Here is a 10,379-nt window from a genome sequence, read left to right as displayed (position 1 = left end):
AAGCCTTGGAATCTTCTTTAATTGTGCTCGTGTAGTAAATTGACCATTTTCCTCTCGCATCTTCACGATATTCTCAGCAACTGTTTTCGATAAACCAGAAACATATTGTAAGAGTGATGAGGAAGCTGTGTTAACATCAACCCCCACTTGGTTAACAGCTGTTTCTACTATAAATGTTAGCGATTCATTTAATTTTTTTTGAGAAACATCGTGTTGATATTGACCTACCCCTACTGCTTTTGGTTCAATTTTCACCAACTCTGATAAAGGATCCTGCAAACGGCGTGCAATGGAAACAGCACTGCGTTGCTCAACCTGTAAATCAGGAAATTCTGCACGTGCAATATCAGACGCCGAGTAGACAGACGCTCCCGCTTCATTGACAATAACATAAGCCACATCGGTCGTAATTTCACTTAATACGTCCGCAATAAATTGTTCCGTTTCTCTGGATGCTGTTCCGTTACCGATTGCAATTATACTTATTGGATACTTAGCTAAAATACCTTTCACCGTAGCTTTAGATTTTGCCACATCGGGCTTAGGGGGATGTGGATAAATAGCTGTTACCTCTAGCATTTTCCCAGTTTCATCTACAACCGCTAGCTTACAGCCTGTGCGGTAAGCCGGGTCAACTCCCAATACATATTTCCCTTTCATTGGTGGTTGCAGTAATAAATTTCGTAAATTTTCAGAGAAGATGTGAATAGCTTGAGCCTCCGCTTTTTCTGTAAGCTCATTTCGTAATTCCCTTTCAATAGAAGGCTGAATTAAACGCTTGTATGAATCTTCTATAGCTAGTTTAACTTCTGCAATAGCAGGAGATGAACCAGTGGCAGGTATCCATTCCTTCCACATAATCATTAACACTCGATCCACTGGTACATGGATTGAAACCTTTAAAACTTCTTCTTTCTCTCCTCTGTTGATGGCTAAAATACGGTGTGGAACGATACGACTAACAGGCTCTTCGTACTCGTAATACATTTCAAAAACATTTTTTTCATCGATTTCAGCATTTTTTACAGTTGTTACAAGGACTCCATCTTTCCATGAGTACGCACGGATTTTCTCACGAATTGCAGCATCATCAGCAAAACGTTCTGCTAAAATATCTCGAGCTCCCATTAGAGCTTCCTCTGTATTGGCAACTTGTTCATTATCTACAAAATCAACAGCTAATTGCTCTAATGTATCATTACTAAATGCTAATAGAAGGTCTGCCAGTGGTTCTAAGCCTTTTTCTTTCGCAACAGTTGCCTTTGTACGTCGTTTTTGCTTATACGGTCTGTATAAATCCTCCACGCGCTGTAAGACTGTTGCTGAAAGAATCGCCTTTTCTAATTCGGGCGTAAGTTTATCCTGTTCCTGAATTAAACGGATAACCTCCTCTTTCCGTTGTTCAAGTTGCTGTATGTAGTGATAACGATCCTCTACAGCTTTAATCTGCACTTCATCGAGAGATCCTGTTACTTCTTTACGATAACGCGCAATAAATGGTACCGTGTTTCCCTCTTCTAATAATTTTATAACAGCATCTACTTGCCCTGGTTTGACCGCTACATCTTTTGCAATGAGCTGTAACATTTGTTTTTGTTCCACATCATCACTACCCTTTTTCTTTTCATTTTACCATTACACTTTACTAAAAATGCAAAAAAATAGTCTACTCATATCTGTTTGAGTAGACTATTTTTTTGCATATTAACAAACCGATAGATAGATTAGAGCGAAACACTGCCACTCGCTAGAATAGCCTCTTGTAATTTCTTTATTGCTTTTCTTTGTATTCTTGATACATGCATTTGAGAAATTCCTAATCGTTCTCCAGCTTCTTTTTGACTAAGTTGCTCTAAATATGTAAGCTGAATAATCTGTTTTTCTCTCTCATTCAACACAACTAGCGCATCAGCAACGATCATTCGTTTATCAGTTATTTCGTAGCCGTCATCTTCTCTACCCAAAATATCGAATAACGTGACTGTACTACCATCTGAATCTGACTCTATCGAATGATCCATAGAAAGAGCTTGATAACTACGGCTCATTTCCATAGCTTCTAAAACTTCTTCTTCAGCAACCTCTAAGCGTTCTGCAATATCTTTAATAGAAGGAGAGCGCTGTAGTTCAATTGTCAGCGCCTCCACCGTTGATTTGATTCTCGGTCCTAGTTCTTTTATTCGTCTAGGCACGTGAACATCCCATGTTTTATCACGTAAAAATCGCTTAATTTCTCCAACTATCGTTGGCACCGCAAATGCCTCAAAACTACGACCAACATTCGGATCAAAACGTCTGATTGCACCTAATAAACCCAGCATCCCTACTTGAACAATATCATCATAGTAAGATTTACCATTCGAATATTTACGTGCTATTGATTCAACTAGATATCGATAATGAATCACTAAGTTTGTTTGTGCTTCATCATCCTCCGTTGACTGGTACAATTCAATCCACTTTAGTACATCTTCCTTGGATGAAGATTTATGTAGTGATTCTTTCGACATTTTTTTCCACCTGCTCCCTAGTGACATACTTTGTCATAAAGACAGTTACGCCACCATCGTTATTGATCATCACCTCATCCATCAAAGTTTCCATTAAATAAAGTCCTAAACCACCTTCTCTAAGCCCCGCAATACTTTCTTCAGGATGATATGGTCCAATCTTAGACTTGATCTCTTCGAAATTAAAGCTATTGCCATAATCCGCAATCATCATTTCCATTTTATTGTCGTATAGCGCACATCCAATGACAATTTCGCCTTCTTCATCTTCTTTATAAGCATGGTGAACAACATTCGTTACAGCCTCACTTGCTGCAATTTTTAAGTCTTCGATATCATCATAATTAAAACCGATCCTACTAGCTAAGCCCGAGACAGTTAATCGAATGACACTGACAAATTGCGGTTTAGCAGGAACTCTAATTTCAATATAGTCAAATTCCTTCATTATCTTAATTCCACCTTTTTATCAGTTTCGATATCCATCAAATCACTTAGTCCTGTAATTTCAAACAATCTTTGTAATCTATTTGATAAACCAACCAGCTTTACTTTGCCATTTTCACGTAACGCTCTTTTATAAAAGGCAACAAAAATCCCAAGACCTGTACTATCCATGTAATTTACCTTTGATAAATCAAGTTCAATCTCTAACCCTTCAGTTATCTTTACAGCTTCTAATTCCTCTCGTAATCCAGAAGCAGTAAATGTATCAATTTCACCTTCAACAAAACCAAATAATTTATGATCAATTTCTTTAAAATGTATTGTCACGTCCATATAGCACACCTCCACCATATTTGTTAGACTATTTTCTCTTCCCTGTTCAATTAAAACGTAAACCTATTTTTTTAAAATAACTACAGTAAAATCATCAGTTAGTTTAAAATTCTGCACTTTCTCTATTTCCTTATAAAGAATTTGGCACAATTGCTGAGCTGTTAAATGCTTATTCTCCTTAATTAAAGCAGTAATAACCTCTCGTGAATTTAAGCTTTCCTGTGCTCTAAATTCTGTTACTCCATCCGTCATCATAATTACTAAATCATTTTCTTCTAAAACGATTTCATGAAACGAATATGTTGTTTCTGGCAATACACCAAGTAATAAACCTTTAGCATCTAAGGAAATAAATTGATCTTCCTTAGCACTGTAATGCAACGCTGGCTCGTGACCTGCTGAGGCGTAGGCAAAGATATTTTGTTGTACATCTAAGCACCCATAAAACATGGAAACAAACATACTATCATCTACACCTTTTTCTATTACCCTATTAATAACTTCTAAAACATAGGAGGGATCTTTATATGCATATACCAATGTTTCAAGACCATACTTCACCATCGACATACATAAAGCCGCCGGCACTCCCTTTCCAACAACATCTGTTACAGCTACACTTAAATATTCGTCACCGTCATGAAAAAAATGGACATAGTCTCCATTCATTTTACGTATCGGAACCGAAATCATTCCTATATCAAAACTTTGTAGCTGTGGTACATGTGTTTTCAATTGAGTATTTTGAATGTTTGTTGCTATTTTCATTTCCATCTCATATTCTGCTTGTTTTTGCAGTAAGCTTTGGTGCTCTCTATGGGCCATGCCATAATGCACCATTACTTCAATAAGAAAATCATAGGCTGGTTGTGTTTCATTCATTTGATTAGGGAATATTTGTTCAACAGCATTTTTGTGAATACTAACAACATCCTCTGGAGATATATTTTTTTGAATTAACTGACGTGTGAAATTTTGAGCGATATATAAATTTCTTTCAGTTTGATTAACAATAAAATCTGATAATATTTTTCTATACTGTGCTTCTAATTGTTTCAATTTCTTCACGTCCTAACGCAACCATTTTTCCGCCCTTATTGTTGTACCTACCCCAACTACAGATTGAATATCTAAACTGTCCATCAATCGCTTAACGCCTGGTAAACCAGCGCCTAGCCCTCCAGAAGTAGAATAGCCTTCTCCCATTACTTTTCGAACATCTTCAATACCTGGTCCTTGATCAGTTGCAATAACCACTATTTTCTTTTCAGTTTCCGTCTCAATTCTTTCAATCTCAATTCTACCAATACTCGCATATAAATATATATTTCTTGCTAATTCACTTACTGCTGTGGTGATGCGAGCCTGATCAACAGTGCCAAATCCAAGTGCTTTTGCTTCCTTGCGCCCCAGTTGTCTTGCTGCAACAATATCCCATTCTGTAATAATTTCAACCGAAGACTTACATGTCACTGCTGTCCCTCCATTTCCTTACGGAGTAATACTCTTACACTTTAGTTCGACCTGACTTCATATAAATTTAATAACCTCTATAGAATGGAATATTCTATGTAAAATTTCATATACCTTTTAAGAATTTTTTCAAAAATCTATTTTTATTACAAATCTTGAATATATCTTAAAACTTTTTGTATTATTTATCAATTACACCTTAGCGCTATTACTTCCGGATTTTTTCGAGCTTGATTGAAAAGTCCTACTACAATATTCGTACCTTTAGCTGGAGTATTTTTTAACCTTAGCAGTTCTATTGTTCTGAAAATGAACCATCAGGCACAATTAACTTTCATGTCTGTAGAGAGATAAAAGCAAATTTAAGTAAATTAGTAAGTTGAAATTATGGTAAAAAGGTACTGAGGATGTCGAACAAAAAAAGCATCGAGATTTAATTATCTCGATGCTTCTATACACATATGTATATCAAAATTTAACCAGACCTAAACTAATCATCAACGCCCCATCTACTTTTTCCATCACAGCATGATCAAGTTGCGTAATACGATCCGTCAATCTTGACTTATCAATTGTCCGCACTTGTTCTAGCAAAATAACCGAATCACGTTCAAAACCATACTTTTCAGCATTGATTTCAACGTGTGTCGGTAACTTTGCCTTTTGAATCTGTGCAGTGATAGCTGCGATGATGACAGTCGGACTAAATCGATTGCCAATATCATTTTGAATAATCAGCACCGGTCTAGTGCCTCCTTGCTCAGAACCTATTACCGGTGATAAGTCTGCAAAAAAAACGTCACCACGTTTTACATTCAAAGTGTCATCCCCCGCTAACGAGACGCTCCACCATATGCTGTGCTTCATATTCTGCATGCAAGCATTCACTCGCAATCATTAAATTAATATGAGACATTTCAACATATCCTTTTATCATAGCTTCCCGTATTTGATTTGGTTGCTCCTGCATTAAATTTTTGCGCGCCAAAATACGCACAAAAGATTCACCTTCAATTACTTCCTTTGTTTGTAGAAATAGTCTGTCTTGAACAGCAATTGTAGCTTCTCTTAACTTTTTCTCGTACACAGCAAGCACCTCCAACGGAACCATACACTTTTCATTACTTCCCATTCTATCATTGAAAGATATTGTTGAAAAGACATGAAATGACAAAATATCTGACAATTTGAAGTACAAATTGTAAAAATATGTTGGTTGTCGAAGGTATATGCTGAATAATTATCATTGCAATACGTTTCCAAATATGAGTCACTTAAAGTTTGAAATGAAACAAAGTTCTCCAGTTTGTTTGCTTGCTAAATTCAACTTTTTATGTCGGAACGTTACTCTTTACACTACATTGAAACTATTCAAGAGAATGATTACTATCTATAAGAGACTATTTCTTATGAAGATTAATTAAAAGTATATTCTAGGAACTCTTGCAGTTATAATGCATGGTACTTCATAATTAATTGTATCAAGTTTAGTTGCCCATTCATCAACAGAAATTACACTCTGCCCTTGTTGGCCAATGAGTGTTACCTTCTCACCTATAGCATATGCTTTTGGTAGTGCAACCATACATTGGTCCATACAAATTCGTCCGATAATCGGCATTCTTTGGCCATCAATTAATACCTCTTGTCCGCCCAACTTGCGAATAACACCATCCGCGTAGCCAATCGGAATCGTTCCTATCCACATATCTGTTGGAGCAACATATGTAGCTCCATATCCAACCGAATCACCTGATTTGATTTGCTTCACATGAACAAGTTCACTTTCAAGCGCAAATGCAGGATGTAATGGAAATGGTAAATTGCTTTCCACGTAAGATGAAGGTGCTAATCCATACATAGAAATTCCATATCTAACAGCGTCATATTGTAAGTGTGAATCCTTTATAAAGGAGGCTGCTGTATTGGCTGCATGAACAAGTCTAGGCTTAAAAGGCATTTCGGATAAACATCTCTCAAATAACTGTACTTGCTGATTAAAGTAAGTTGTTTCTTCTTCATCTGCTGTTGCAAAATGTGTAAAAATTCCATCAATTTCCACGTTATCTATAGACTGTATTGTTTGATATAGGGCTAATAATTCTTGCTCTGAGCGAATGCCTATTCTCCCCATCCCGCTATCTACTTTTATATGTAGTCGTAAAGGAAGTGATTCGTTTGCTAACAGAGGAGCAGCTTGCTGAATCCAATCTTCTGCAAAGACTGTAAGAATTATACGCTGCTGTGCAGCATATGGCGCAAATGAAACTGGAGATGCTCCTAATACTAGTATGTCTGGTTCTTCAAAATGTGCTCGAATATGTAATGCCTCATCGGGCGTAGCAACCGCAAGAATTGTGGCACCAGCCTCAAGAGCTGCCCTTGCAACAGCTACATCTCCGTGACCGTATGCATTTGCCTTTACTACAGCAATTATTTGAACATTAGGTTGTAAAAACTCTTTTAAATTTTTAACGTTTTGTTGGATTGCTTTCAAATTTATCATTGCTTTGGTTGGTCGAAAATATTGCTGTGTCTTCATAAGAATACCCTCTTTATTTTTAATTAAAACATTATGTATTACATACATTTCATTTTTAGCTTGTCCAATAGTAAGAGAAATTATTTTATTATTTTCACTTTAAACAATGTGACTTAACAATTTCTAAACGGTGAAAACTACTTTCATATTGGCAATAAGCTACAGCCTTCATTTTTGAAAGCTGTAGCTAGAAAGTTACTACTTCATACTACTTATCGTCATGGATGTAGCAACTTCAATCATTTCTTCTCGTGTTAATTTGCTTGAAGCTACAAAGAATTCAACACCATCTTTTTCCCAACTAATCGATGTATCTGTAATAGCACCAATTGTAAAGCCTAGGTCAACAGGATCACCAGGTGATGCAACTGGCAACATTGCGCTTTCCTTCGTAACTGGTTGTTGCATAACTGTAAATGCCTTTTCACCATCGAATGTTAAGATAACTCTTTCCATTCCACCTTCCTGCACAACTTTCTCATTAGCCAACTGTGCCCAACTTAAGACAGGATAATGTGTTTGGAATTCTTGATATTCAACCTCTGCACCAACAGCTTCTTTGTCGTCTTGTTCTTCTTGCCCCTCTTTGTCAGTAGGTGTAGCTTGTTCACCTTTCGTGTTATCTTTATCTGTAAATTGCTCAACTGCATACTCTTTTGCAGCATGTTGTACACCTAGCTTAATTTTCTTAAAGTTAATGCGAATTTGTTCTTCTTTTACATCATTCATAATGACAACAGAAGTTGGCAATAGCGTTTTCTTATCTACTGTAATCACTTGATGAGGCATACTATTCTTATAGCTGTTTCTAGTAGCCGCTTCAAATATATATGCTTTTTCTTCCTCTTTCATGACAAGATTTTTATCTTCCGCTAAATCTTCTGCTAGAGCTCCAATTAAATAGGCTTGACTATTTTTCTTCGGCCAATCGCTTTGGAACTTATACATTTTGTTTAATGTCGGTGTTACAACAAAAACGCCATCAGCATTACGCACAATCATTTGTGAAACATCTTTCCCACTTTCCATTACCTCTACTCGATAGAAATCTGGTTTTGTATGCCATACTGTAACATCATAATTTCTTGGCTCTCCTCCAGATTTAATCTCCATCGTTGCATTTAACTCATAGCCATTAGTCTCTGCCCATTTACCATTCACTTTCTTCAACACTTTTTCCTGTGAGGCTGCACCACATGCCGACAGAAGTAATATCGTACAAAGTAAGACGAGCCATTTAACTATACGGTTGCCCACGCTTTCACCCTTTCTTCTTTCAAATCCACTACGACAATATATGAACCGTATTTGTCAGTTATGTCATTTGAAGAAAGAGCAATATATTTAAATTTCTAAGCCAACCTTTTAGACAAGTTAAACATTATTCTAATAAGATTACTTGAGCGGCTGCATATTGCTTGGAATGTGTAATACTAACAAATCCATTGACAAGCTCCCCTTTAAAATATAAAATCGGATTCCCTGCCTCCCCCTTTAATATCTCCATATCATGGAGCTTACATTGTTCCCCAAGGCCAGTTCCCATCGCTTTCGAAAATGCTTCTTTAGCAGCAAATCGTCCTGCCAAAAATTCTATTTTACGAGTTTCTGAATAGGCTTCAAATAAACTTTTTTCCTTATCGGTTAGAATACGGTCTTTAAATTTATTTGTACGTTTCATCGCTTTTGCAATACGGTCTATTTCTACAATGTCGAGACCAATTCCCTTAATCATATGACCTTCTCCTTTACCAATTTCCAACAAGGCATGTATAATAAATGTAAGTTGAGGTGGAGCCATGTTTAGTAGAACAGAAAATTTTAAGCAATACACAAAGTATTACCCTATTGTTTCAACGTTAATAGCAATTAATCTAATTCTCTATGTATTGTCTCTTTTACCCGGCATAGGAACACTTTTGTGGAATTTCGGAATCCAAGCAAATTTCCTGATTCAAAGTGGTGAATGGTGGCGTGTATTTTCTGCAATGTTTTTACATGCAGGATTTATGCATACGTTTTTTAATATGTTTTCATTATATCTCTTTGGACCAGAGCTAGAAAAAATCGCAGGCAAAGCACGCTTCATTACAATTTATTTAGTTTCAGGCATTGTAGGCAACATGGCAACCTATGTATTCTATGATAGTAGTTATACGAGTCTTGGTGCAAGTGGGGCTATTTTTGGTATTTTTGGTGCTTTTGGGGCATTGGTTTACTATACGCGTCGTACAATGCCAATGCTTCGTAAGCTCATTTTACCAATCATCGTCATCAGTGTCATTATGACTTTTCTTCAACCAAATGTGAATGTCTATGCACATTTAGGCGGTTTAGTAACAGGGTTCATTCTAGGACTTGTCTATTTACATCCGAAAAGAATCTTAAGCTGGCGTAAACAGAAAATGGCGGGTAGACCATAACATCTAAAAAGGAGCAGCTCATAACAGGCAGCTCCTTTTTTGTTACATAACTTCAGCTACAAAACTACTGTAGCTTCATTTGCCATCTTTATTTTTTTCCATTCCGCTGCTGTTATACCATAAACTACTTGATCCACATGATGATCATAAAGCCATTCCGCATCCCTTAGGCGCCCTTCCTCATGGAAGCCTAGCACCTTTGGAATTGTACGACTACGAATATTTCCTACAGCTACACGTACCTCAATACGATTTAACTTTAAATAGTAAAAAGCATAATCAATCAATGCTTTCATGGAATTCGTTACAAGTCCCTTACCCACAAATTCATTCCCTAACCAGTAGCCAATGCTTGTCCATTTATGCTGCCAGTTGATTTGATGATACCCTATCACACCCGCTAGCTTTCCATCATAGTATATCCCCGCCTGTATACCATTGTGATCAGCATATTGTTGCATAGCCCTTTTTACAAATCGCTCGGTATCTGTTACTGTTTTGACATCATCTACAAAAGGTAACCATTCACGTAATGTATCCCTTGAACGGTCAGTTAAGGCAAATAATTCATCTACATCACTTAAATCCAATAGCTTCAGATAAGCACTTTCATTAATAACATATTTAAACAAAGTCCCACCCCTTTTGTTT

At 36.7% G+C, this 10,379-nt stretch carries 13 protein-coding genes; 1 reads left to right on the top strand and 12 read right to left on the bottom strand.

Features of this window, described 5'->3' with window-relative positions; translation table 11 throughout:
* From RT445_RS11600 to acpS, 11 genes are all read right to left on the bottom strand, one after another.
* On the bottom strand, positions 1-1,602 hold a 1,602-nt coding region (locus RT445_RS11600), incomplete at its 3' end, for a Tex-like N-terminal domain-containing protein (RefSeq protein ID WP_313470621.1).
* A 122-nt stretch (positions 1,603-1,724) separates the two neighbouring features.
* Positions 1,725-2,510, bottom strand: a complete 786-nt coding sequence (sigB, locus tag RT445_RS11595; RefSeq protein ID WP_274794676.1) for an RNA polymerase sigma factor SigB — start codon at positions 2,508-2,510, stop codon at positions 1,725-1,727.
* The gene (rsbW, locus tag RT445_RS11590) at positions 2,488-2,958 is read right to left on the bottom strand and encodes an anti-sigma B factor RsbW (RefSeq protein ID WP_274794677.1); all 471 of its coding nucleotides are present in this window, start codon (positions 2,956-2,958) and stop codon (positions 2,488-2,490) included. The genes sigB and rsbW overlap by 23 nt, the downstream gene beginning before the upstream one ends.
* Entirely contained in the window at positions 2,958-3,290 is a 333-nt protein-coding gene (locus tag RT445_RS11585) for an STAS domain-containing protein (protein WP_004232057.1), read from the bottom strand. Before RT445_RS11585 ends, rsbW begins: the two co-directional genes overlap by 1 nt.
* A 63-nt stretch (positions 3,291-3,353) precedes the next feature.
* The gene (locus tag RT445_RS11580; protein ID WP_274797385.1) at positions 3,354-4,304 is read right to left on the bottom strand and encodes a PP2C family protein-serine/threonine phosphatase; all 951 of its coding nucleotides are present in this window, start codon (positions 4,302-4,304) and stop codon (positions 3,354-3,356) included.
* Between the two features lie 57 nt (positions 4,305-4,361).
* Positions 4,362-4,763, bottom strand: a complete 402-nt coding sequence (locus RT445_RS11575) for an anti-sigma regulatory factor (RefSeq protein WP_274794678.1) — start codon at positions 4,761-4,763, stop codon at positions 4,362-4,364.
* 468 nt (positions 4,764-5,231) lie between these two features.
* On the bottom strand, positions 5,232-5,582 hold the full coding sequence (locus RT445_RS11570; RefSeq protein WP_004232054.1) for a type II toxin-antitoxin system PemK/MazF family toxin: 351 nt from the start codon (positions 5,580-5,582) through the stop codon (positions 5,232-5,234).
* Positions 5,583-5,586: 4 nt separating this feature from the next.
* On the bottom strand, positions 5,587-5,850 hold the full coding sequence (locus tag RT445_RS11565; RefSeq protein ID WP_004232053.1) for a hypothetical protein: 264 nt from the start codon (positions 5,848-5,850) through the stop codon (positions 5,587-5,589).
* Positions 5,851-6,183: 333 nt separating this feature from the next.
* The gene (gene alr / locus RT445_RS11560; protein ID WP_312506960.1) at positions 6,184-7,305 is read right to left on the bottom strand and encodes an alanine racemase; all 1,122 of its coding nucleotides are present in this window, start codon (positions 7,303-7,305) and stop codon (positions 6,184-6,186) included.
* Positions 7,306-7,503: 198 nt separating this feature from the next.
* Positions 7,504-8,562 carry a LolA family protein gene (locus tag RT445_RS11555; RefSeq protein WP_274794680.1) on the bottom strand — a complete coding sequence of 353 codons (1,059 nt, stop codon included), beginning with the start codon at positions 8,560-8,562 and terminating at the stop codon, positions 7,504-7,506.
* A gap of 124 nt (positions 8,563-8,686) precedes the next feature.
* The gene (acpS, locus tag RT445_RS11550; RefSeq protein WP_312506961.1) at positions 8,687-9,040 is read right to left on the bottom strand and encodes a holo-ACP synthase; all 354 of its coding nucleotides are present in this window, start codon (positions 9,038-9,040) and stop codon (positions 8,687-8,689) included.
* Between the two features lie 64 nt (positions 9,041-9,104).
* Between acpS and RT445_RS11545 the strand changes: the two genes are divergently transcribed.
* The gene (locus RT445_RS11545; RefSeq protein ID WP_274794683.1) at positions 9,105-9,728 is read left to right on the top strand and encodes a rhomboid family intramembrane serine protease; all 624 of its coding nucleotides are present in this window, start codon (positions 9,105-9,107) and stop codon (positions 9,726-9,728) included.
* Positions 9,729-9,784: 56 nt separating this feature from the next.
* On the opposite strand, the gene RT445_RS11540 is transcribed toward RT445_RS11545, so the two are convergent.
* Complete coding sequence (locus RT445_RS11540) at positions 9,785-10,360, bottom strand: GNAT family N-acetyltransferase (RefSeq protein WP_274794684.1); 576 nt, start codon at positions 10,358-10,360, stop codon at positions 9,785-9,787.
* Positions 10,361-10,379 lie beyond the last annotated feature (19 nt).

The organism is Lysinibacillus sp., from assembly GCF_032093475.1.
Lineage (GTDB): Bacteria > Bacillota > Bacilli > Bacillales_A > Planococcaceae > Lysinibacillus > Lysinibacillus irui.
Note: the sequence above shows the minus strand (reverse complement) of the source record. Positions and strands in the feature narration are given on the sequence as shown.

What these genes read in the sequence shown, in the direction of transcription:
- sigB (WP_274794676.1), bottom strand. Translation starts at nt 2,510, where the DNA reads ATGTCGAAAGAATCACTACATAAATCTTCATCCAAGGAAGATGTACTA.
- rsbW (WP_274794677.1), bottom strand. Translation starts at nt 2,958, where the DNA reads ATGAAGGAATTTGACTATATTGAAATTAGAGTTCCTGCTAAACCGCAA.
- RT445_RS11585 (WP_004232057.1), bottom strand. Translation starts at nt 3,290, where the DNA reads ATGGACGTGACAATACATTTTAAAGAAATTGATCATAAATTATTTGGT.
- alr (WP_312506960.1), bottom strand. Translation starts at nt 7,305, where the DNA reads ATGAAGACACAGCAATATTTTCGACCAACCAAAGCAATGATAAATTTG.
- acpS (WP_312506961.1), bottom strand. Translation starts at nt 9,040, where the DNA reads ATGATTAAGGGAATTGGTCTCGACATTGTAGAAATAGACCGTATTGCA.
- RT445_RS11545 (WP_274794683.1), top strand. Translation starts at nt 9,105, where the DNA reads ATGTTTAGTAGAACAGAAAATTTTAAGCAATACACAAAGTATTACCCT.